Raw genomic sequence first — 21213 nt, 5'->3', positions numbered from 1 at the left:
CGCTCAGACGGCGACGGACGTACCGCAGATCCCGCAGACCTCGAACTGACGGCGCTTCCACCGGGCTACCGGGACGAAGAAGAGCGTGAACTGCTTGAACTGACGCATGCGCGTCCACTGCGTGGTGTTGTGACAGCGTGGACAGGTGCGGGTCTGCCCGGCGCCGAGGTACTGCTGCTTGGTGCTGAGGCCGAACAGGAAGAAGAACACCTCCCCAGCCTAGGGAACGGCGTCAGCCGCGGGCGGGCCGGATCTCCCGGGGCAGCGCGAACACCAGCGTCTCGTTGGCGGTCGTGACCGGCTGCACGGTCCCGTACCCGTATTCGGCGAGCCGCTCGAGCACGCCGCGCACCAGGACCTCGGGCACCGACGCGCCGGAGGTGACGCCGACCGTGGTGACGCCGTCGAGCCACGCGGGATCGATGTCCTCGGCGTAGTCGACCAGATGCGCCGCATCCGACCCGGCGCCCAGGGCCACCTCGACCAGGCGCACCGAGTTCGACGAGTTCTTCGAGCCGACGACGATGACCAGTTCGCACTCCGGAGCCATCGCCTTGACCGCGACCTGGCGGTTCTGGGTGGCGTAGCAGATGTCGTCGCTGGGCGGATCCTGCAGCGTGGGGAACTTCTCCCGCAGCCGGCGCACCGTCTCCATGGTCTCGTCGACGCTCAGCGTGGTCTGCGACAGCCAGATGACCTTGTTCGGATCGCGCACGGTGACCTTGTCGACCGCGTCGGGGTTGTCGACGACCTGAACGTGGTCGGGCGCCTCACCGGCGGTGCCGACGACCTCCTCGTGCCCCTCGTGGCCGACGAGCAGGATGTCGTAGTCGTCGCGGGCGAAGCGTTTGGCCTCGTTGTGCACCTTGGTCACCAGCGGGCAGGTGGCGTCGATGGTCTTGAGGTTGCGGGCCGCGGCCTCGACGTGCACGGTCGGGGCGACGCCGTGGGCCGAGAAGACGACGATGGCGCCCTCGGGGACCTCATCGGTCTGTTCGACGAAGACGGCGCCGGCCTTGGCGAGTGTGTCAACGACGTAGCGGTTGTGCACGATCTCGTGGCGCACGTAGACCGGGGCGCCGTGCTTCTCCAGCGCGCGCTCGACGGTCTCCACCGCTCGGTCCACGCCGGCGCAGTATCCGCGCGGCTCGGCCAGCAGGACCCGCTTACCGGACACGCCGCCCGTCACCGAGCTGGATGCACCCGGAATCCCCATGTTGATCGTCGACGGCATGAACCCCAGGGTACTGACCGATGCGTCCGACCGCCCAGCCGTAGGCTGTCGTCATGGCTACTGCACCCTATGGGGTTCGTCTGCTGGTCGGCGCCGCCGTCACCGCGGTCGAGGAGACCCGCAAGCTGCCACACACCATCCTGATGTATCCGATGACCGTGGCCAGTCAGGTCGCCAGCATCGTGATCCATTTCCAGCAGAACATCGCCGACCTGGTCAACAAGGGCGACGAGACGCTGGAGAACCTCTTCCCACCCAAGGACGAGCAGCCGGAGTGGGCCACGTTCGACGAGGACGACGGCGACCCGGCGCAGGCCCCCGACGGGGAGCGGCGCACCGAGGGCCGCTTCGCGCTGTTCTCCGACGGTGAACCCGAGGGATCGGACGCCGAGGACACGGGGACGTCGCAGCGGACGTCGGCGGCGACCGACACGCCCGCGATCGTCACCGAACTGGACTACGAGTCGCTGACCCTGGCGCAGCTGCGTGCGCGGCTACCGTCGCTGAGCGTCGACGATCTCGAGGCGCTGCTCGCCTACGAGGGCGCCACCCGCTCGCGCGCACCGTTCCAGACCCTGCTGGCCAACCGGATCACCCGCGCCACCGCGAAGTGACGACCCCGGCCGAGCAGGGCAAGTCTCCCGACAATCCCTGGCCGGTCCGCGCCGTCGCCACCCGCGTCGCCAAGTACATCGACCGGCTCGGCATGGTGTGGATCGAAGGCCAGCTCACCGAGCTCAAGGTCCGCCAGACGACGGCCTGGATGGTCCTGCGCGATCCGGCAGCCGACATGTCGCTGTCGGTGAGCTGCCCGCGTGACCTCGTCGCGAACGCCCCGGTGCCGCTGTCGGAGGGCACCCAGGTCATCGTGCTGGGCAAGCCGCAGTTCTACACCCGCAACGGTTCGTTCAGCCTGCGGATCAGCGAGATCCGCGCCGTCGGCATCGGCGAACTGCTGGCCCGCATCGACCGCCTGCGCCGCCTGCTCGACGCCGAGGGCCTCTTCGATCCCCGGCTCAAGCGGCCCATCCCGTTCCTGCCCGGCACGATCGGCCTGATCACCGGCCGCGCCAGCCATGCCGAACGCGACGTGATGACGGTCGCGGCCCACCGGTGGCCCGCGGTCCGGTTCGCCGTGCGCAACACCATCGTGCAGGGCCCCAGCGCGGTCCCGCAGATCGTCGGCGCGCTGCGCGAACTCGACCGTGACCCGGCCGTGGACGTCATCGTGCTGGCCCGCGGCGGCGGCAGCGTCGAGGATCTCCTGCCGTTCTCCGACGAGACGCTGTGCCGGGAGATCGCCGCCTGCACCACCCCGGTGGTCAGCGCGGTCGGCCACGAACCCGACAACCCGCTGTGCGATCTGGTGGCCGACCTGCGCGCGGCGACCCCGACCGACGCCGCCAAACGGGTCGTTCCCGACGCCGCCGCCGAACAGGCGTTCGTCGCCGATCAGCGCCACCGCAGCGCCCGCGCGCTGCGCCACTGGGTGCACCGCGAACAGCACCACCTCGATCAGTTGCGCAGCCGGCCGGTGCTGGCCCGTCCGATGCAGGCGATCGACGCGCGCGCCGAGGAGGTGCGCCGCGCCCGGTCCACCGCGCGCCGCGACATCACCCGGATGCTGACTGCCGAGACGGAGCGCGTCGCCCACCTCGCCGCCCGGCTGACGACGCTGGGCCCGGCCGCCACGCTCGCGCGCGGCTACGCGGTCGTGCAGACCATGCCCGATACGAACGTATTGCGGACCACGGCCGACGCACCTGCGGGCAGACACCTGCGCATTCGCGTCGCCGACGGCGCGATCACCGCGGTGAGTGAGGGAACCGATGAAGCCCATTAGTGACATGGGATATGAAGAGGCGCGCGACGAGCTGGTCGCCGTCGTCCAACAGCTCGAACAGGGCGGCCTTGATCTGGATGCGTCGCTGAGATTGTGGGAGCGCGGCGAAGAGCTGGCCCGATGCTGCGAGGAGCACTTAGCCGGGGCACGTCAGCGCATTGAGACCGCACTGGCCGAGCGCGACGCCGACGACGGTTGACAAGGAAACCGATCCGCATCCGGGGGTTCTAAACTAGAACACGTTTCAGTTATCCTCGCCCCATGGGTGATGCATCGCTGACCACAGAACTGGGCCGTGTGCTGGTGACCGGTGGATCCGGCTTCGTCGGCGCGAACCTCGTGACCGAACTGCTCGAGCGCGGGCACGACGTGCGCTCGTTCGACCGCGCGCCGTCCCCGCTGCCGCCCCATCCCCGGCTGCAGACCCTCGAAGGGGACATCTGCGATCCGGAGACGGTGGCCGCCGCGGTCGCCGGCGTCGACACCGTCTTCCACACCGCGGCGATCATCGATCTGATGGGAGGCGCGTCGGTCACCGAGGAGTACCGCAAGCGCAGCTTCGCCGTCAACGTCGGCGGCACCGAGAACCTCGTGCGCGCGGGGCGGGCCGCCGGGGTGAAGCGGTTCGTCTACACCGCGTCCAACAGCGTCGTGATGGGCGGTCAGCGGATCGTCGCCGGCGACGAAACCCTGCCCTACACCGACCGGTTCAACGACCTCTACACCGAGACCAAGGTCGCCGCGGAGAAGCTCGTGCTGTCCGAGAACGGAACCGACGGCATGCTCACCTGCTCGATCCGGCCGAGCGGCATCTGGGGCCGCGGCGATCAGACGATGTTCCGCAAGGTGTTCGAATCCGTGCTGGCCGGACACGTCAAGGTGCTTGTCGGCAGCAAGAACGTCAAACTCGACAACTCCTACGTGCACAACCTCATTCACGGTTTCATCCTCGCCGCCGAACATCTGGTGCCCGGCGGAACGGCACCGGGTCAGGCGTATTTCATCAACGACGGCGAACCGATCAACATGTTCGAGTTCTCCCGTCCCGTGGTGGAGGCGTGCGGCGAGCGCTACCCGCGGCTGCGGGTGCCCGGCCGGCTCGTGCACTTCGTGATGACGGTCTGGCAGCGGCTGCACTTCCGCTTCGGGCTGCCCAAACCGCTGCTGGAACCCACCGGCGTGGAGCGGATCTCCCTCGACAACTATTTCTCCATTGCGAAAGCCGAACGCGAACTCGGCTACCGCCCGCTGTTCACGACCGAGCAGGCGATGGCCGCGTGTCTGCCGTACTACGTCGAGCTGTACCGGAAGATGAAGGCCGAGTCAGCGAAAACCCCTGCCGTGCAGGCGGTTCCGGCCGCGCCACCGGCGGGCTGATCCGGACGGTCAGCGCGTCCCGGTGTCGGCCGACAGGTCGTCGTCGTCGACGAACTCCAGGCCACCGTCGTCGAGGGCCACGGCCCAGCGGCGCGCGGCGTCGGCGATATGGTGCTCGCCGATCTCGACCGCTTTTCCGGCGGCATCGGCGAAATCCTCGACCACGACACCGCGCTTTTCATGATCGGTTCCCGGATGCACCAATACCCGCGAATTGACGGCTATCTGCGAATCACCGCCCTCGGCGTCCCCCGCGTCGATATTCGCCGCCATTTCCGCACCTCCCAGCGCATCTGAGTCGTTGACTGAAGTGAACCACGCCGGCACCTGCGCAGTGCCGTTTCTCTGTATTCGCCGCGCGGCGCGAGAATGCTACGAATTGGTGTCGACTTTCGTGTCGGTGTGACCAAAAGCCCCCGCGCATCACGACCGCGCGAGACCGGTCGCCACCTCGTCGGGGATGTTCCACCGCACGGAGGTCACCCGGGCGTCGACCGCGAGCACACCCACCACCTTCTCGAGCACCGCGTCGTCGCGCGCCAGCGCCGACACCCCGGCCGCCATCTCGACCTGTCCCGCACCGGAGGCGGCCGACCGCATCGACGTCAGTTGCAACCGGGAGTCGTTGACCGCCTGCACCAGCAGCACCCGGATCTCGGTGTCGTGGTCCTCGCGACAGACGATGGTCAGTAGGTAGTGCACCGGTGGGTGCTCCCTGCCGCCCCAGTTCTTGCGACGGTCCATCGTCTCGGCCAGCGGGTGCAGCAGAAGGTTGACCGCGACCACGATGACCGCGCTGGCGAGGGCCTCGCGCCACAGCCAGGCGCCGGCCAGCGCGCCGACCGCGGCGGTCGACCACAATGTGGCCGCGGTGTTGAGCCCCGTCACCGACAGACCCTGCTTCATGATGACGCCGGCGCCGAGAAAGCCGATGCCCGAGACGATCTGCGCCGCCACCCGGGTGGGGTCGGCTCCGGGGAAACTGTAGGCGCCCAGGATGAGGTACAGCGCCGAACCCGTGCTCACCAGCGCCATGGTCTGCAGTCCGGCCATGCGCGAGCGCCACTGCCGTTCCAGGCCGATCGCCACGCCCAGCACGGTCGCCAGGCCGACGCGGGTGAGCAGGTCGACGGCCAACATGGCTGAGATTCTGCGCTCTCCGGCACCGATAAGCAGTGTTTCGTCGACGGCGCCTGCAACGTGTCTTAGTTTGAGTAGCCGTGACCACCAACCGCACCGCCGCCGTCGTCGGCGCCGCCTCGGGCATCGGCTGGGCGACGGCCCAGGCGCTGGCCGCGGACGGCTACCGCGTCGTCCTGGCCGACCGCAACGCCGACGGCGCCCGCGAGCGCGCCGCAACTCTCGGCGAGCCCCATACGTCGGCGTACGCCGACGTCACCGACGAGGAGTCGGTGCAGCGCCTGTTCGACCAGACCGGCCCGCTCGACGCGGTGGTGAACTGCGCCGGGTTCAGCAACGTCGGCATGATCGTCGACATGCCCGTCGACCAGTTCCGTGAGGTCGTCGACGTGTGCCTGACCGGAGGCTTCGTCGTCACCAAACACGCCGGCCGGGTGTTGCGCGAAGGCGGTGTGCTGGTGCAGATCTCGTCGCTCAACGGCCGTCAGCCCGCCGCCGGGATGAGTGCCTACTGCGCGGCCAAGGCCGGCCTGTCGATGCTCACCCAGGTCGCGGCGCTGGAGATGGCGCCGCGCGGGATCCGGGTCAACGCCGTCGCCCCCGGATTCGTGCACACCCCGCTGACCGATCCGGCGGCCAGCGTGCCCGGCGTGGTCGAGGAGTACCTGGAGAACACCCCGCTCGGCCGCGCCGGCCAACCCGAGGACGTCGCCGCCGCGGTGGCGTTCCTGTGTTCACCCGGCGCGTCGTGGATGACCGGCGAGGTCCTCGACCTCAACGGCGGCGCCCACCTCAAGCGGTATCCCGATATCCTGCACCACGTGATGAAACTGGCTGACTCGCAATGACGTTCGCGGGCAAACAGGCGATCGTCACCGGCGCGGGCTCGGGGATCGGGGCCGCGCTGTGCCGGGCACTGGTCGCTGCCGGGGCCGAGGTGCTGTGCACTGACATCGACGCCGACGCGGCCGAGGCGACCGCGCGGCACCTCGGGGCCGGGTCGGCGCGGTTGGACGTGACCGACGCGGCCGCGGTGCAGCGGACCGTCGACGACGTGGTGGCCAGGGCGGGCCGACTGGACCTGATGTTCAACAACGCGGGCATCTCGTGGGGCGGTGACACCGAACTGCTGACGCTCGACCAGTGGAACGCGATCATCGACATCAACATCCGCGGCGTCGTGCACGGCGTGGCCGCGGCGTACCCGCAGATGGTCCGCCAGGGGCACGGCCACATCGTCAACACCGCCTCCATGGCGGGGCTGACCGCGGCGGGACTGATCAGCAGCTACGTGATGACCAAACACGCCGTCGTCGGCCTGTCGCTGGCACTGCGGTCGGAGGCCGTCGCCCACGGTGTGGGGGTGCTCGCCGTGTGCCCGGCCGCCGTCGAGACGCCGATCCTCGACAAGGGCGCCATCGGGGGGTTCGTCGGCCGTGACTACTACCTGCAGGGGCAGCGGGTCAAAGCCCCCTACGACGCCGACCGGCTGGCGAACGACACCCTGCGCGCAGTCGAGCGCAACAAGGCCGTCCTCGTCAAACCCCGGCAGGCGCACGCGGCGTGGGTTTTCGCCCGGCTCGCCCCCGGGCTGATGCAGCGGATGGCCGCGCGGTTCGTCGCCGAGCAGCGGGCCGGGCAGCGGGCGCGGACGGTCGGCACGGGATAGGCCGACGTGTCCGACGACGTGTCCGGTGATGTCGAGGCCGGTTTCACCGCAACCCAGAAGCGCGCACTCGGCGTGGTCACCCTGCTGGCCGTGGCGTTCGGCGCGTACTTCCTGCGCGAGTTCTTCATCCTCGTCGTGGTGGCCGCCGTCGGCGCCTACCTGTTCAGCCCGCTCTACGAACGGCTGCGGCGCCGCTTCGGCGTCGGTTTGTCCGCGACGCTGACGCTGTTGGCGGCGATGCTCACGGTGATCATCCCCGTCAGCCTCGTGGTGTTCCTGGCGATCGTGCAGATCTCCCAGATGGTCACCACCGTCAACGAGTGGATGGCGACGACCGACATCAGCACCCTCGGTGACCGGGCGATGACGATGGCCAACGAGCTCATCGACAAGGTGCCGTTCCTCGACTTCCGGCTTACCCCGGACACGTTGCGCGACGCGGTGGTCACGGTGTCCCAACGCGTCGGCGAATGGCTGCTCGGGGTCTTGCAGGGGGCGGTGGGCGGCGTTCTCGGCGCGCTCGCCGCCGCGGTGATCTTCCTCTACGTGTTCATCTCGCTGCTGGTGAACCGGGAGAAGTTGCGCATGTTGATCCGCAGGCTCAACCCCCTCGGCGAGGACATCACCGACCTGTACCTCGCCAAGACCGGGGCGATGGTCAAGGGCACGGTCAAAGGCCAGTTCGTCATCGCCCTGTGCCAGGGGGTGGCCGGCGCCGTCTCCATCTACGTCGCGGGGTTCCACGAAGGATTCTTCTTCTTCGCGATCGTGTTGAGCGCACTGTCGGTGATCCCGCTCGGCAGCGGGATCCTGAGCATCCCGTTCGGCATCGGTATGGCGTTGTTCGGCAACGTGATCGGCGGGGTGTTCGTGGTGGCGTTCCACCTCCTCGTCGTCACCAACATCGACAACGTCCTGCGCCCGGTGCTGGTACCGAAGGCGGCCCGCCTCGACCCGGCGCTGATGCTGCTCGCGGTGTTCTCGGGCATCGCGATGTTCGGCTTCTGGGGCATCGTCCTGGGACCCGTGCTGATGATCATCATCGTGACGACGATCAGCGTGTATCTGGCGGTCTACAAGGGTGTCCCGCTGGCCCCGCCGGACGACGACGAACCACGCCGACCCGTCACACCGCGGTGGTGGCGTGCACTCACGAACCTGGTGCGCCGCGACAGGCCCGCGGCTACGCGCCGACCAGCCGCTCGGTGAGGAACTCGACCACGCGCTTGCGGGCTTCGTACGCGGGGTGACCGTCGACTTCACGGATCTGGTCGGTCAGCACCGAATGCGCGGTCGGCGAGATGCCGTGCGCATTGCCCCTGCCGGAGTCGATCTCGATGACCTCGAACGCGTCGCCCAACCGGGCCTTGAGCGTGCTGAACCGCTCCGCAGGCGACATCCAGTCCTTGCTGAAGCGCAGAGCCAGCGCACACAAGCCGTCCTCGGCGGCGCGCCGTTCGATGACGCGCAGTTCGCCTTCCGACAGGCCCGGGTCGCGTTTGTGTCTGAGCGTGACGGGCAGCGGCAGCGACGGCTGGCTGAGCACCGGGGCGAGCACGCTGTCGTCGACGGCGGCGGCCAGCGCGAAGCCGCCCGTGAAGCACTGCCCGATGACGCCGACGCCCCTGCCGGGGGTGCGGGCGTTGAGGTCGCGCGCCAGCGCCCGCAGGTAGTGGGCCACCGGGCGGTCCGCATTGGTCGCGAACGCCGCGAACTCCTTGGACACGCAACCCTTGAGCAGCACGGGCGCCATACCGGGCCGCATCGCCGGCGCGCCGGGCGTGCCGAACAGCGACGGTGCGGCGACGGTGAAGCCGTTGTCCACCAGATGGTTGCCCAGCGCCAGCACGTGCGGGTGCAGCCCGGGCATCTCGGGGATGAGGACGACACCGGGACCGTCGCCCTTGCGGTACACGTCGTGGGTGTAGCCGGCCGCGGTGAACGGTTCGGCGGTCCAGCCACTCAGGTCGGCTTCCGGAGCCGCCCCGGCGGCGACATCGGGCTTGCGAGCCGCCCCGGCGGCGACATCGGGCTTGCGAGCCGCCCCGGCGGCGACCTTCGGCTTCCGTGCGGTCATCGGGCCTCCAGAGGTTGTTGCTTCTGGGTCGCCGCGGCGAGGGCGCGGAACTCGTCGGTGCTGCCCGCGCCGGTGATCGCGATCTGCGCGTTGCCGGGCAGCCGCGTCGTCCACACCGGCTCCACACCCTCACCGCCCTGATAGACCACCCAGGTCACCCCGTCGACGTCCTGCGCGCCGGACGGCACGAGGCCGGGGGTGATGGACTCGACGAGCTTGTCTTCGTCGGCGTTGCTCTGCGTGAGGCTGAGGTACTTGCCGCTCGGGGCCAGATACCCGACCCGCGACACCACCGCGCGCGTCGGCACCCCGGTCCCCGGGTCGGTGGTGCCGGCCTCGATCCCCGACCGGCCGCCGGAGTTCGAGCGCCACCCGTCCGGCAGCGCGGGCAGCCGGATGGGGATCTTCAGTGCGTCCGCGTCGGCCTGCAGCGCCGAGGCCGCGTCGTGGGTCGGCGCCGGCCCCTCGGTCGGGCCCCGGCCCTGGAACGAGCACATGCCCAGCAGACCCGCCAGCACGACGCACGCCACCACCAGCGGCGCCAGGGACCAGAACATGTCCCGGCCGTCCTGCAGTACCCGCGGCTTTGCCTCCTTGGGCGCAGGACCGGACCACTCCTGCGGGGGCGGTTCCGGCTGCCCGGGGTCGACGGTCATGACAGCCAGTATCCCAGCCTCCCGACGGTGATCGGCTTCTGGGACAATCTGCCCATGCCAGCTGACTCTGATGCTCCTCGCACAAGCGGCTCATCGCGCCGCAGGGAAGCCCCCGACCGCAACCTCGCCCTCGAACTCGTCCGCGTCACCGAAGCCGGCGCGATGGCGGCGGGCCGCTGGGTGGGGCGCGGAGACAAGGAGGGCGGCGACGGCGCGGCCGTCGACGCCATGCGCGAACTGGTCAACTCGGTGTCCATGCGCGGCGTGGTGGTGATCGGCGAGGGCGAGAAGGACAACGCGCCGATGCTCTACAACGGCGAAGAGGTCGGCAACGGCGACGGACCGGACTGCGACTTCGCCGTCGACCCGATCGACGGCACCACGTTGATGAGCAAGGGCATGCCCAACGCGATCTCGGTTCTCGCGGTGGCCGAGCGCGGTGCGATGTTCGACCCGTCGGCGGTGTTCTACATGAACAAGATCGCCGTCGGTCCGGACGCCGTCGACGCCATCGACATCACCGCTCCGATCGGCGAGAACGTGCGCGCCGTCGCCAAGGTCAAGGGCCTGTCGGTGCGCGACGTCACCGTCTGCATCCTCGACCGGCCGCGCCACGAACAGCTCATCGCCGACGTCCGGGACGCCGGTGCCCGCATCCGGCTGATCTCCGACGGCGACGTGGCGGGCGCGATCTCGGCGTGCCGCCCGAACTCCGGCACCGACATGCTCGCCGGTATCGGCGGCACGCCGGAGGGCATCATCACCGCCGCCGCCATCCGCTGTATGGGCGGCGCCATCCACGCCCAGCTCGCCCCGAAGGACGACGAGGAACGCCAGAAGGCCATCGACGCCGGCCACGACATCGACCGGGTGCTCAAGACCGAGGACCTGGTGTCGGGCGAGAACGTGTTCTTCTGCGCCACCGGCGTCACCGACGGCGACCTGCTGCAGGGTGTGCGCTACACCGGCGGCGGCTGCACCACCCAGTCGATCGTGATGCGGTCGAAGTCCGGCACGGTCCGCATGATCGAGGCCTACCACCGTCTGTCCAAACTCAACGAGTACTCCGCTGTCGACTTCACCGGTGACAGCAACGCCGCCTATCCCCTGCCGTAACCGATCAGAAGGGCATCCATGACCGCCGACAGCGCTGTCGACCAGAACACCGAGTACCGCATCGAGCACGACACCATGGGCGAGGTCCGGGTGCCCAAGGATGCGCTGTGGCGGGCTCAGACCCAGCGGGCCGTCGAGAACTTCCCGATCTCGGGCCGCGGCCTCGAGCGCACCCAGATCCGCGCGCTCGGCCTGCTCAAAGGTGCCTGCGCACAGGTGAACAAGGACCTCGGACTGCTGGACGCGGAGAAGGCGGACGCGATCATCGCCGCGGCCGCCGAGATCGCCGACGGGCAGCACGACGACCAGTTCCCGATCGACGTGTTCCAGACCGGGTCGGGCACGAGCTCGAACATGAACACCAACGAGGTCATCGCGTCGATCGCGGCGGCCAACGGGGTGACCGTGCACCCCAACGACCACGTGAACATGTCGCAGAGCTCCAACGACACGTTCCCCACCGCCACCCACATCGCGGCCACCGAAGCCGCTGTGCGCCACCTGATCCCGGCACTGGAGGTGCTGCACGAGTCACTGGCGGGCAAGGCCCGGCAGTGGCGCACCGTGGTGAAGTCCGGCCGCACCCACCTGATGGACGCGGTGCCGGTGACGCTGGGCCAGGAGTTCGGCGGCTACGCCCGCCAGATCGAGGCCGGGATCGAGCGGGTCAAGGCGACGCTGCCGAGGCTCGGTGAGCTGGCCATCGGCGGCACCGCGGTGGGCACCGGACTCAACGCGCCCGACGGCTTCGGCGCCAAGGTCGTCGAGGTGCTCGTCGACCAGACCGGGCTGGGTGAATTGACCACGGCGAAGGACTCTTTCGAGGCTCAGGCCGCGCGTGACGGACTGGTCGAGGCCTCGGGTGCGCTGCGGGTCGTCGCGGTGTCGCTGACCAAGATCGCCAACGACGTCCGGTGGATGGGGTCGGGACCGCTGACCGGCCTGGCCGAGATCCAGCTGCCGGATCTGCAGCCGGGCAGCTCGATCATGCCGGGCAAGGTCAATCCTGTTCTGCCGGAGGCGGTCACGCAGGTCGCCGCCCAGGTCGTCGGCAACGACGCCGCCGTCGCATGGGGTGGCGCGGCCGGTGCGTTCGAGCTCAACGTCTACATCCCGATGATGGCCCGCAACCTGCTCGAGTCGTTCAAGCTGCTGACCAACGTGTCACGTCTGTTCGCCGAGCGGTGCATCGACGGACTCGTGGCCAACGAGGAGCACATGCGTGAGCAGGCCGAGTCGTCACCGTCGATCGTGACGCCGCTGAACTCGGCGATCGGCTACGAGGAGGCGGCCAAGGTCGCCAAGGAAGCGCTCAAGGAGCGCAAGACGATCCGCCAGACGGTCATCGACCGCGGACTGATCGGCGACAAGCTTTCCGAGGAGGAACTCGACCGTCGCCTCGACGTGCTCGCGATGGCGAAGGTCAAAGACGGCGACTGAACCGCGATTTCGGCGCGCTGACCGACGCTGAGCGCACGTCAGCGCGCCGGAATCACGGGACCTTGCGGTCGGTGATCGGGCCGGCGCGTAGATCCCGCAACATGCTGGTCAGCGGTCCCCGGTAGGACAGCACCGGGCTCTCGGTGTCGGCGCAGTGCTTGAACCCCTCGCCCATGTCGGCGATGGCGTCGAGCGACGTGCGGGCCGGCTTCCACCCGAGTTCGGACTGGGCGCGGCCGGTGTCGAGCAGCGGCACGGTGAACGCCATGTCGAGCCAGCCCTCGTCGATCGGTTGCAGCCGTGCCCGCCACGACAGCGCCACCGCCGGCCGCAGCAGGCTCGACGGCACGTGCACCGGATACGCCCCGAGCGCCTCGGCCAGGTCGTCGCGGCGCACCGGGGGTTCGGCCATCAGGTTGAACGGCCCTGAGGCGCGCTGTTCGACGGTCCGGGCGATCGCGTCGGCGACGTCGTCGGCGTGGATGATCGGCACGACCAGGCTGCGGTCCAGCGGCAGCACCGGAAGGAACCGAAGCCACCGCGGCTCGATGAACGCGGGCAGGGTGTAACGGCGCAATCCCCCTGCGGCGCTGCGCTGGACGATGAACCCGGGCCGCATCCGCGCGATGGTCAGACCGTCGTGGTGGCTGTGCTCGTAGTCGTCCAGCAGCGACTCGGCGGCGGATTTGGCCCGACTGTAGGCCGAGGTGTCGACACCGGCGGTCGACCAGGTCTCGTCGACGTACTGCCCGTAGCGGCCGGGCGCGTAGGTGCCCACCGACGACATGTGCACCAGCTGACCGACGCCGGCGACGTCGGCCGCCCGCAGCACCGCCCGGGTTCCCCCGACACCGACGGCGTCCAGGTACTGCACGTTGCGGGTCGGCTGGAAACCCCAGGCCAGGTGGACGACGGCGTCGGCGTCACGCATGACGGCCTGCAGCCTGGTGGTGGCGTCGTGGTCGGCCAGGTCGAGCTGACGCCACTGCGCGGAGCGGTAGATGCCGGTCTCCGGGGGTTGGCGGCGCGTCACCCCGGTCACGGTGTAGCCCCCGGCCTCGGCGAGTCGGTGCAGCAGGGCGGTTCCGACGTTTCCGCTGGCTCCGGTGATCACGACGCGTGTGGACATACTCGGTCAGTACCCGGACCCCACGGGTCCAATCACCCGTTCGGGCCTTTGTGCTCTACCGCCGCGCGGACCGGCGCGTGAACCTGGAAGGGTGACCACGTTTCCCGACGACGAGACGCTGCACGCTGCGCTGGCGTCGGCCGTGCGGGCCCCGTCGGTGCACAACAGCCAGCCGTGGCGTTGGCAGGTCGGCTCCGACCGGCTGGACCTGTTCGCCGAACCCGACCTTCATCTGCACCACATCGACCCCGACCGACGCGACTTCCTGCTCAGCTGCGGCGCGACGCTGCATCACGCCGTCGTCGCATTCGCGGCGCGGGGCTGGCAGGCGCGCGTGCACCGACTCCCGGATTCGTCGAACCCGGATCACCTTGCCACACTGCTGCTTTCGCCGCACCGCCCGACGCACCTCGACTTGGCGCTCGCCGCGGCGATACCGCGACGGCGCACCGACCGCAGACGCTACAGCGACCGCGAGGTCTCCCCCGCCGACATCGCCGTGATGGGCGCCCGCGCGGCGCGGGGCGGTGTGTCGCTGCGCCGGGTGGAATCGCTGACCGAACTGCGGGTCGCGGTGGACCGGGCGGTGCGCGAACACCTGCACGACGACGCCTACTTGCGCGAACTCACCACGTGGAGCGGACGGTACGGATCGGTGGCCGGCGTCCCGGCGGCCAACGTCCCGCCCGCCGACGGCGCCGCCGTGCTCCCCGCACGGGTGTTCGCCGGCACCGCGATGGCTGCTCCGTCGGCGGGCTGCGACGGCGAGGACAAGGCGGCGGTCCTGGCCCTTGGCACCCGGGACGACGACGCACTGGCCCGCTTGCGCGCCGGGGAGGCCACCAGCGTGGTGCTGCTCACGGCGACGTCGATCGGGCTGGCCAGCTGCCCGGTCACCGAACCGCTGGAGGTCGCCGAGACCCGAGCGACGTTGCGCGAGGAGATCTTCGAGTCGCAGGCCCACCCGCAGATGCTGCTGCGCATCGGCTGGGCGCCCCGGGATGCGGCCGAACTGCCCGCCACACCGCGGCGCCCGCCGGCGGGCTGATCAGGGCAGCGGTGCGCGCCAGCGCAGCAGCGTTCCGCCGCCCACCCGCTCGCCGATGGTGAACGTGCCGCCGGCGTCTTGCGCCCTGACGCGCAGATTGCGCAGTCCGCTCTCGGTGGTCGACTCGTCGATGCCTCGGCCGTTGTCGGCCACTTCGATGCACAGGTCGTCGGCGACGGTGACCCGCACGGACAACTCGCTGGCATGGGCGTGGCGGACGGCGTTGCTGACCGCTTCGCGCACCACCGCCTCGGCGTGGTCGGCCAGCGTCGCGTCGACCACCGACAGGGGTCCGACGAACCGCGTGGTGGTGTGCAACCCGGCTCCGGCGAACTGGCCGATCGCCTCGTCGAGGCGCTGGCGCAGGCGGGTGGCCCCCGGTGCGCCCCCGTGCAGGTCGAAGATCGCGGTACGGATCTCCTGGATCACCGCCTGCAGGTCGTCGACGTTGCCCGCCAACCGCTGCTGGACGTCGCCGTCGCGCACCCGGGCCAGCGTCCCCTGCAGTGACAGGCCGACGGCGAACAGCCGTTGGATGACGTGGTCGTGCAGGTCGCGGGCGATGCGATCGCGGTCGGTGAGGATCTCGAGTTCCTGCATCCGGCGCTGCGAACTGGCCAGCTGCCAGGCCAGCGCCATCTGGTCGGCGAACGCGGCCGTCACGTCGAGTTGTTCCGCGGTGAACGCCCGGGCGCCGGGCGGGCGCGCCGCCACCAGCACACCGGCCACGGTGTCGGCGGCACGCAGCGGAAGAACAAGGGCCGCACCGTATTCCGATGACCCAAGGGTGAGCCGATCGAGCCGCATCGGAGTGCGCTTGCGGTACGCGAGCCCGATCGGGGAGTCGTCGAGCGGGACGGTGAGGCCGTCACCGGTGAACGCGCCCGCGGCCTCGATCACGACCAGATCGGCCACCTCGTCGGGCGGGGCTTCGGTGTCGCCGGGCACCGCGACCAGCGTGCCGTCGGCGCCGGTGAGGGTCAGCGCCTGATCGACCACCCTGCGGAAGACGGTGGCCGGGCTGGCCCCGGAGAGCATCTCGGTGGCGATGTCGCGCGTCGCGGCGATCCACGCCTGCCGCGCCCTGGCCTGTTCATAGAGCCGGGCGTTGTCGACCGCGATACCCGCCGCGGCGGCGAGCGCCTGCACCAGCACCTCGTCGTCCTCGGTGAACGGCTGTCCGCCGACCTTCTCGGTCAGATAGAGGTTGCCGAACACCTCGTCGCGAATGCGCACCGGCACCCCGAGGAAGGTCCGCATCGTCGGATGGTTGGGCGGGAAGCCGACCGACGCGTTGTGATGACGGATGTCGTCGAGGCGGATCGGCTGCGGGTCGTCGATCAGCACCCCGAGTACTCCCCGGCCCTCCGGCAGATGGCCGATCAGCTCGCGGGTGCCGTTGTCGATGCCCTCGTGCACGAACTCGACGAGATCGTGGCCGTGTCCACGCACCCCGAGCGCGCCGTAGCGCGCGTCGACGAGTTGGATCGCGGTGTGCACGATGGTGTGCAGGGTGACGTCGAGATCCAGGCCGGCGGTGACGGTGAGCATCGCGTCGACCAACCCGTCGAGCCGGTCGCGGCCCTCGACGATCTCCTCGATCCGGTCCTGCACCTCGGTGAGCAGTTCGCGCAACCGCAGTCCAGACAGCGTGTCGCGCAGGGGACGCTGCCCCCGCGGCTGGTCGGGAGTGACCGGCTCGGTCATCCCACCAACCTAGCCGTCACCCTGCCCCGGGCGATCCAGCTTCGATACGAAAACCGCCGCCTGGGTGCGCCGCTCCATCCCCAGTTTCGCCAGCAGCCGGGACACGTAGTTCTTGACCGTCTTCTCCGCCAGGAACATCCGGGCCGCGATCTGCTTGTTGGTCAGCCCCTCCCCGAGCAGGTCGAGCAGCACCCGCTCCTGGGCGGACAGCCCCGACAGCGGATCGGACCGTTCGACGTCGCCGCGCAGCTTGGACATCAGCGCCGCGGCGGCCCGGTTGTCCAGCAGTGAGCGCCCGGCCCCGACGTCCTTGATCGCCTGCGCCAGTTCCATGCCCTTGATGTCCTTGACGACGAACCCGCTCGCACCGGCCAGGATCGCGTCCAGCATGGCCTCGTCGGAGGTGAACGACGTCAGCATCAGGCACCGCAGGTCGGGCAGCCGGGACAGCAGTTCCCGGCACAGTTCGATGCCGTTGCCGTCGGGCAGCCGCACGTCGAGCACCGCGACGTCGGGTTGCAGCGCGGGGATGCGGGCCAACGCCGAGGCCACCGAATCGGCCTCGCCCACCACGTCGAGTTCGGGGTCGGCGCTGAGCAGGTCGATGAGGCCGCGACGCACCACCTCGTGATCGTCGACGAGGAAAACCCGGACCATGGTCGACAGTGTCACAACCTACGCCGCCTATCGCAATGTTCGTCCCGACCGGACCCGGTCGCCGCGCGGTTCATCCGGGGAGCGGCCATGCCTTCAGCATCGGTGCTTCGTCCGCGTCCGCCTAGGGCCTTAAGTCCCCGCGATCTCGGTGTGGTCGGTTGCGCCGGACGCAACCGACCACACCGAAGTCACCACCTCACGGCAGGGCGCCGGGGCTGATCTCCTCGAGCATCTCGGTGACCAGTGCGGCGATCGGCGAGCGTTCACTGCGCTGCAGCGTGATGTGCGCGAACAGCGGGTGGCCCTTGAGCTTCTCGATCACCGCCGCCACGCCGTCGTGACGCCCGACCCGGAGGTTGTCGCGCTGCGCGACGTCGTGGGTGAGCACCACCCGCGACCCGGCGCCGAGCCGGGACAGGACCGTCAGCAGGACGTTGCGCTCCAGCGACTGCGCCTCGTCGACGATGACGAACGAGTCGTGCAGCGAACGGCCGCGAATGTGGGTGAGCGGCAAGACTTCCAGCATTCCACGCGAGAGCACCTCTTCGAGGACCGCGGGGCTGGCCAGCCCTTCGAGGGTGTCGAAGACGGCTTGCGCCCACGGGCCCATCTTGTCGCTCTCGCTGCCCGGCAGGTAGCCCAGGTCCTGTCCGCCGACGGCGTAGAGCGGCCGGAACACCACGACCTTGCGCTGGGTGCGCCGCTCGAGCACCGCCTCGAGTCCCGCGCACAGCGCCAGCGCCGACTTGCCGGTGCCGGCCTTTCCGCCCAGCGAGACGATGCCGACCGATTCGTCGAGCAGTAAATCCAGCGCCATGCGTTGTTCGGCGGACCTTCCCCGGAGGCCGAACACCTCGCGATCCCCTCGGACCAGCTGCACCCGCTTGGCGGCGTTGACCCGTCCGAGCGCGTGCGAGTTGCCGCCCAGCAGCCGAACACCGGTGTGGCACGGCAGATCCCGGGCCGGAGCCAGATCGATCTCGCCGTCGGAGAACAGCGCGTCCACCTCGTCGGCGGTCACGTCGATCTCGTCCATCCCGGTCCATCCGGAGACCACGACGTCCTGGGCGTGGTATTCGTCGGCGTCGAGGCCGACGGCACCGGCCTTGACGCGCAACGGAATGTCCTTGCTCACGAGCGTGACCCGCTTGCCCTCGGCGGCGAGATTGGCTGCCACCGTGAGGATCCTGGCGTCGTTGCTGTCGTTGCGGAACCCGGCGGGCAACACCGAAGGGTCGCTGTGGTTCAGCTCGACGTGCAGCGTGCCGCCTTCCGCCCCAACGGGAATGGGCTGATCGAGGCGTCCGTGCTCGAGTCGGAGGTCGTCGAACAGGCGCAGCGCCTGCCGGGCGAACCAGCCCAACTCGTGGTGATGCCGTTTGGCTTCCAATTCACTGATGACCACCAGCGGGACAACCACCTCGTGTTCGGCGAACCGTGTGGTGGCCCAGGGATCGGACAACAACACGGAGGTGTCGAGCACGTAAGTCCGGAGAGGCGAATCGGTCACGTAGCGCTCCTGGTATCCGCGGGTCCCCCGCGAACCTGTCGGCGGACACTGCGGCACCAGGGCCGGGGCCGGCCCTCTCGTGATCGCAACGATCGGGTACCGCCCGGACAGCAGAGCAATTCGCTAGCCATCGGAGCCGACGCTACTCCCGTGGCCGGGACTGCGCCGCGCAGGCGCGCCGGTGTGCGGCGCTCGTCAGGTTAAGCGTTCGTGAACTCCTGCAACGACGGCTCGCCCGCCAGATCCCAGGCGGCGATCCGGTCGGAGATGACGCCGCGCAACTGCGCCTTGTCGAAGATGCCGTGCTCGGCCATCGCGGCGATCTTGTCCTGGTAGGCGTCGATGTCCGCGCCGACCACGTCGAGTTCGGCGGCGCGCTTGGCGATCGCTTCGACGGTCTCGTCGCGGTGGGTCTGCAGACAGTGCGCCACCAGGTTGGCGAAGAACACCTCGTGGCGTTCCTCGTCGGCGGCGATCCGGCCGACGAGCGCCTTGAGCACCGGTTCGCCGATCTGCGCCTCGAGGTTGCGGGTGAACACCGCATGGGAGCGTTCGAAGAACGCCATGAACACCAGCGTCTCGATCTGGGTGAAGCGGTCGGCGCGGTACCCCTTCATGACGTGCTCGACGCGCACGTCCTCGTTGGCCACCGGGTCCACCTCGCGGGTGACGACGAGGTAGTTGCGCAGCGCGACGGCGTGCAGATGCTCCTCGGCCGTCCAGCGGCCCAGCCAGCGGCCCCACTTGTCCTCGAGGATGAAGTGCTCGACGAGTTCGCGGTGGTAGCCGGCGAGGTTGTCCTTGGTGATCAGGAGGATCTCGAGCGCGTCGGTGACGTGTCTGGGCAGGGTCACCTGCGACGCATCCCAGTCCCGACCGCCGAGGAAAGCGAAGTTCTCCCCCTGGTCGAACGGCACGTAGTCGTGCGCGAACCAGAGGTCCTCGGAGTCGAGGTGGCGACGCAGTTCGTCCTTGACGACCGGCTCCAGCTCGACGGTCAGCGCATTAGGAACAGGTTTCTGTGCCATGCGGTTACAGTAACCCAAGTCTGTGGGAATCGTAAAATTCCCGCGGGCGCGTCGCCCCTACAGCGTGAGACCCGGATACAGCGGGTTGGCCGCGAGCATCTCGGCCGACGCCGCGTGCACCCGTTCGGCGGTGCCGTCGGCCAGTGTGTACTTGGCTTTCGACGGGCCGTTCGAGGCCTGGGTCGGCTGGGTGTTGTTCAGCACGTCGACGACGAGTTCGGCGACCCGGTCGAATTCCGCGGCGCCGAACCCGCGGGTGGTCAGCGCCGGGGTCCCGAACCGGATGCCGCTGGTGTACCAGGCGCCGTTGGGATCGGCGGGGATCGAGTTGCGGTTGGTCACGACGCCGGCGTCGAGCAGCGCGGACTCGGCCTGGCGGCCGGTCAGCCCGAAACTCGTCACGTCGAGCAGCACGATGTGGTTGTCGGTGCCGCCGGTGACCAGGCGGGCGCCGCGCTTGAGGAAGCCCTCGGCGAGGGACTTGGCGTTGTCGGCGACGCGCTGGGCGTAGGCCTGGAACGACGGCTGACGCGCCTCGGCCAGGGCGACGGCCTTGGCGGCCATCACATGGGACAGCGGACCGCCGAGCACCATCGGGCAGCCCTTGTCGACGGCGTCGGCGTACTCCGGCTGGGCCAGCACCAGACCGCCGCGCGGTCCGCGCAGCGATTTGTGCGTGGTGGTCGTGACGACGTGGGCGTGCGGCACCGGATCCTCGTCGCCGGTGAAGACCTTGCCCGCGACCAGACCGGCGAAGTGCGCCATGTCGACCATCAGCGTGGCGCCGACCTCGTCGGCGATCTCGCGCAGTGTGGCGAAGTTCACCCGCCGCGGGTAGGCGGAGTAGCCGCCGACGAGGATCAGCGGTTTGAACTCGCGAGCGGCGGCGGCCAGCTTGTCGTAGTCGAGCAGCCCGGTCTCCGGGTCGGTGCCGTAGCTGCGCTGGTGGAACATCTTGCCGCTGATGTTGGGGCGGAAACCGTGGGTGAGGTGACCGCCGGCGTCCAGCGACATACCGAGCAGCCGCTGGTTGCCGAGCTTGTTGCGCAGGCTCTCCCAGTCGGCCTCGGACAAATCGTTGACGTGCTTGGCACCGAGTTCGGCCAGCCCGGGCGCCTCGACGCGGGTGGCGAGGATGGCCCAGAAGGCGACCAGGTTGGCGTCGATGCCGGAGTGCGGCTGGGCGTAGGCGTACGGCGCGCCGAACAGTTCACGGGCGTGTTCGGCGGCGACGCTCTCGACGACGTCGACGTTCTGGCAGCCCGCGTAGAACCGGTGCCCGATGGTGCCCTCGGCGTACTTGTCGCTCAGCCAGGTGCCCATGGTCAGCAGCACCGCAGGCGAGGCGTAGTTCTCGCTGGCGATCAGCTTGAGCGAATCCCGTTGGTCGGCCAGCTCTTTGCGGGTGGCCGCCGCGATCCGGGGTTCGACGGACTCGATGACCTGGAGCGCAGCCCGGTAGGCGGCGCTCGCGGTGTCGGCGTACTCGGCGCCGGGAGCGGCCGCCGACGAGGTCACGGGGTCTGCAGTCATGCTGTCGAGGGTAATCGCGCACGGCCGCCGCCCGATAATCAGGCACCAT

At 69.6% G+C, this 21213-nt stretch carries 22 protein-coding genes; 10 read left to right on the top strand and 12 right to left on the bottom strand.

What is annotated here, in order from left to right:
* Positions 1–3 precede the first annotated feature (3 nt).
* A complete protein-coding gene (locus AU195_RS04515; RefSeq protein ID WP_059157869.1) occupies positions 4–210 on the bottom strand; it encodes a zinc-ribbon domain-containing protein in 207 nt (68 codons plus the stop codon).
* 22 nt (positions 211–232) lie between these two features.
* Positions 233–1234, bottom strand: a complete 1002-nt coding sequence (locus tag AU195_RS04510) for a 4-hydroxy-3-methylbut-2-enyl diphosphate reductase (RefSeq protein WP_059094365.1) — start codon at positions 1232–1234, stop codon at positions 233–235.
* Between the two features lie 53 nt (positions 1235–1287).
* Between AU195_RS04510 and AU195_RS04505 the strand changes: the two genes are divergently transcribed.
* From AU195_RS04505 to AU195_RS04490, 4 genes are all read left to right on the top strand, one after another.
* Positions 1288–1848: a lipid droplet-associated protein gene (locus AU195_RS04505; RefSeq protein ID WP_059157868.1), complete on the top strand. Its 561-nt coding sequence runs from the start codon at positions 1288–1290 to the stop codon at positions 1846–1848.
* A complete protein-coding gene (gene xseA / locus AU195_RS04500) occupies positions 1845–3077 on the top strand; it encodes an exodeoxyribonuclease VII large subunit (RefSeq protein ID WP_059157867.1) in 1233 nt (410 codons plus the stop codon). Before AU195_RS04505 ends, xseA begins: the two co-directional genes overlap by 4 nt.
* Positions 3064–3276: an exodeoxyribonuclease VII small subunit gene (locus AU195_RS04495; RefSeq protein WP_059157866.1), complete on the top strand. Its 213-nt coding sequence runs from the start codon at positions 3064–3066 to the stop codon at positions 3274–3276. The genes xseA and AU195_RS04495 overlap by 14 nt, the downstream gene beginning before the upstream one ends.
* Before the next feature lie 62 nt (positions 3277–3338).
* Positions 3339–4454 (top strand): 3-beta-hydroxysteroid dehydrogenase, encoded by a 1116-nt coding sequence (locus tag AU195_RS04490; RefSeq protein ID WP_059157865.1) that lies wholly within the window; start codon positions 3339–3341, stop codon positions 4452–4454.
* A 9-nt stretch (positions 4455–4463) separates the two neighbouring features.
* On the opposite strand, the gene AU195_RS04485 is transcribed toward AU195_RS04490, so the two are convergent.
* Together AU195_RS04485 and AU195_RS04480 are read right to left on the bottom strand one after the other, a co-directional pair.
* A complete protein-coding gene (locus AU195_RS04485; RefSeq protein ID WP_059157864.1) occupies positions 4464–4727 on the bottom strand; it encodes a hypothetical protein in 264 nt (87 codons plus the stop codon).
* 150 nt (positions 4728–4877) lie between these two features.
* The gene (locus AU195_RS04480) at positions 4878–5594 is read right to left on the bottom strand and encodes an MgtC/SapB family protein (protein WP_059157863.1); all 717 of its coding nucleotides are present in this window, start codon (positions 5592–5594) and stop codon (positions 4878–4880) included.
* Positions 5595–5674: 80 nt separating this feature from the next.
* Here AU195_RS04480 and AU195_RS04475 point away from each other — a divergent pair, with 80 nt between their 5' ends.
* The 3 genes from AU195_RS04475 to AU195_RS04465 are packed head-to-tail and all read left to right on the top strand — an operon-like array spanning position 5675 to position 8472.
* Positions 5675–6442: an SDR family NAD(P)-dependent oxidoreductase gene (locus AU195_RS04475; protein WP_059157862.1), complete on the top strand. Its 768-nt coding sequence runs from the start codon at positions 5675–5677 to the stop codon at positions 6440–6442.
* Entirely contained in the window at positions 6439–7263 is an 825-nt protein-coding gene (locus tag AU195_RS04470) for an SDR family NAD(P)-dependent oxidoreductase (protein WP_059157861.1), read from the top strand. Before AU195_RS04475 ends, AU195_RS04470 begins: the two co-directional genes overlap by 4 nt.
* A 6-nt stretch (positions 7264–7269) precedes the next feature.
* Positions 7270–8472 carry an AI-2E family transporter gene (locus tag AU195_RS04465; protein ID WP_059157860.1) on the top strand — a complete coding sequence of 401 codons (1203 nt, stop codon included), beginning with the start codon at positions 7270–7272 and terminating at the stop codon, positions 8470–8472.
* Here the strand turns inward: AU195_RS04465 and AU195_RS04460 are convergent.
* Both AU195_RS04460 and AU195_RS04455 read right to left on the bottom strand, forming a co-directional pair.
* Positions 8447–9340, bottom strand: a complete 894-nt coding sequence (locus AU195_RS04460) for a dienelactone hydrolase family protein (protein ID WP_286149127.1) — start codon at positions 9338–9340, stop codon at positions 8447–8449. The two genes, AU195_RS04465 and AU195_RS04460, sit on opposite strands and share 26 nt — an antisense overlap.
* Positions 9337–9996 (bottom strand): DUF4245 domain-containing protein, encoded by a 660-nt coding sequence (locus AU195_RS04455; RefSeq protein ID WP_059157859.1) that lies wholly within the window; start codon positions 9994–9996, stop codon positions 9337–9339. The genes AU195_RS04460 and AU195_RS04455 overlap by 4 nt, the downstream gene beginning before the upstream one ends.
* Before the next feature lie 54 nt (positions 9997–10050).
* On the opposite strand from AU195_RS04455, the gene glpX reads away from it, so the two are divergent.
* Together glpX and AU195_RS04445 are read left to right on the top strand one after the other, a co-directional pair.
* Complete coding sequence (gene glpX / locus AU195_RS04450) at positions 10051–11112, top strand: class II fructose-bisphosphatase (RefSeq protein WP_059157927.1); 1062 nt, start codon at positions 10051–10053, stop codon at positions 11110–11112.
* Positions 11113–11130: 18 nt separating this feature from the next.
* Positions 11131–12552, top strand: a complete 1422-nt coding sequence (locus tag AU195_RS04445) for a class II fumarate hydratase (RefSeq protein WP_059157858.1) — start codon at positions 11131–11133, stop codon at positions 12550–12552.
* A 52-nt stretch (positions 12553–12604) separates the two neighbouring features.
* Here the strand turns inward: AU195_RS04445 and AU195_RS04440 are convergent, their stop codons facing one another.
* Positions 12605–13681: an NAD-dependent epimerase/dehydratase family protein gene (locus AU195_RS04440; protein ID WP_059157857.1), complete on the bottom strand. Its 1077-nt coding sequence runs from the start codon at positions 13679–13681 to the stop codon at positions 12605–12607.
* Positions 13682–13772: 91 nt separating this feature from the next.
* On the opposite strand from AU195_RS04440, the gene AU195_RS04435 reads away from it, so the two are divergent.
* Positions 13773–14729: an Acg family FMN-binding oxidoreductase gene (locus AU195_RS04435; RefSeq protein WP_059157856.1), complete on the top strand. Its 957-nt coding sequence runs from the start codon at positions 13773–13775 to the stop codon at positions 14727–14729.
* Here AU195_RS04435 and AU195_RS04430 read toward each other — a convergent pair whose 3' ends face one another.
* The 5 genes from AU195_RS04430 to AU195_RS04410 form a co-directional block, all read right to left on the bottom strand.
* Complete coding sequence (locus AU195_RS04430) at positions 14730–16436, bottom strand: sensor histidine kinase (RefSeq protein ID WP_059157855.1); 1707 nt, start codon at positions 16434–16436, stop codon at positions 14730–14732.
* Between the two features lie 9 nt (positions 16437–16445).
* A complete protein-coding gene (dosR, locus tag AU195_RS04425; protein ID WP_059157926.1) occupies positions 16446–17093 on the bottom strand; it encodes a hypoxia response regulator transcription factor DosR/DevR in 648 nt (215 codons plus the stop codon).
* Between the two features lie 196 nt (positions 17094–17289).
* The gene (gene phoH2 / locus AU195_RS04420) at positions 17290–18603 is read right to left on the bottom strand and encodes an RNA 5'-3' helicase PhoH2 (protein ID WP_059157925.1); all 1314 of its coding nucleotides are present in this window, start codon (positions 18601–18603) and stop codon (positions 17290–17292) included.
* 200 nt (positions 18604–18803) lie between these two features.
* Positions 18804–19631, bottom strand: coding sequence for an acyl-ACP desaturase (locus tag AU195_RS04415; RefSeq protein WP_059157854.1), 828 nt, complete (start codon positions 19629–19631; stop codon positions 18804–18806).
* A gap of 57 nt (positions 19632–19688) precedes the next feature.
* Positions 19689–21164: a glycine hydroxymethyltransferase gene (locus AU195_RS04410; protein ID WP_059157853.1), complete on the bottom strand. Its 1476-nt coding sequence runs from the start codon at positions 21162–21164 to the stop codon at positions 19689–19691.
* Positions 21165–21213 lie beyond the last annotated feature (49 nt).

This window comes from Mycobacterium sp. IS-1496 (genome assembly GCF_001499995.1).
GTDB lineage: Bacteria > Actinomycetota > Actinomycetes > Mycobacteriales > Mycobacteriaceae > Mycobacterium.
The sequence above is the reverse complement of the archived record's forward strand: the minus strand, read 5'-3'. Positions and strand labels throughout refer to the sequence as shown.

Coding starts and splice junctions, on each gene's coding strand:
- AU195_RS04510 (WP_059094365.1), bottom strand. CDS start 1,234: ATGCCGTCGACGATCAACATGGGGATTCCGGGTGCATCCAGCTCGGTG.
- AU195_RS04505 (WP_059157868.1), top strand. CDS start 1,288: ATGGCTACTGCACCCTATGGGGTTCGTCTGCTGGTCGGCGCCGCCGTC.
- AU195_RS04495 (WP_059157866.1), top strand. CDS start 3,064: ATGAAGCCCATTAGTGACATGGGATATGAAGAGGCGCGCGACGAGCTG.
- AU195_RS04490 (WP_059157865.1), top strand. CDS start 3,339: ATGGGTGATGCATCGCTGACCACAGAACTGGGCCGTGTGCTGGTGACC.
- AU195_RS04485 (WP_059157864.1), bottom strand. CDS start 4,727: ATGGCGGCGAATATCGACGCGGGGGACGCCGAGGGCGGTGATTCGCAG.
- AU195_RS04480 (WP_059157863.1), bottom strand. CDS start 5,594: ATGTTGGCCGTCGACCTGCTCACCCGCGTCGGCCTGGCGACCGTGCTG.
- AU195_RS04470 (WP_059157861.1), top strand. CDS start 6,439: ATGACGTTCGCGGGCAAACAGGCGATCGTCACCGGCGCGGGCTCGGGG.
- AU195_RS04460 (WP_286149127.1), bottom strand. CDS start 9,340: ATGACCGCACGGAAGCCGAAGGTCGCCGCCGGGGCGGCTCGCAAGCCC.
- AU195_RS04455 (WP_059157859.1), bottom strand. CDS start 9,996: ATGACCGTCGACCCCGGGCAGCCGGAACCGCCCCCGCAGGAGTGGTCC.
- glpX (WP_059157927.1), top strand. CDS start 10,051: ATGCCAGCTGACTCTGATGCTCCTCGCACAAGCGGCTCATCGCGCCGC.
- AU195_RS04445 (WP_059157858.1), top strand. CDS start 11,131: ATGACCGCCGACAGCGCTGTCGACCAGAACACCGAGTACCGCATCGAG.
- AU195_RS04440 (WP_059157857.1), bottom strand. CDS start 13,681: ATGTCCACACGCGTCGTGATCACCGGAGCCAGCGGAAACGTCGGAACC.
- AU195_RS04430 (WP_059157855.1), bottom strand. CDS start 16,436: ATGACCGAGCCGGTCACTCCCGACCAGCCGCGGGGGCAGCGTCCCCTG.
- dosR (WP_059157926.1), bottom strand. CDS start 17,093: ATGGTCCGGGTTTTCCTCGTCGACGATCACGAGGTGGTGCGTCGCGGC.
- AU195_RS04415 (WP_059157854.1), bottom strand. CDS start 19,631: ATGGCACAGAAACCTGTTCCTAATGCGCTGACCGTCGAGCTGGAGCCG.
- AU195_RS04410 (WP_059157853.1), bottom strand. CDS start 21,164: ATGACTGCAGACCCCGTGACCTCGTCGGCGGCCGCTCCCGGCGCCGAG.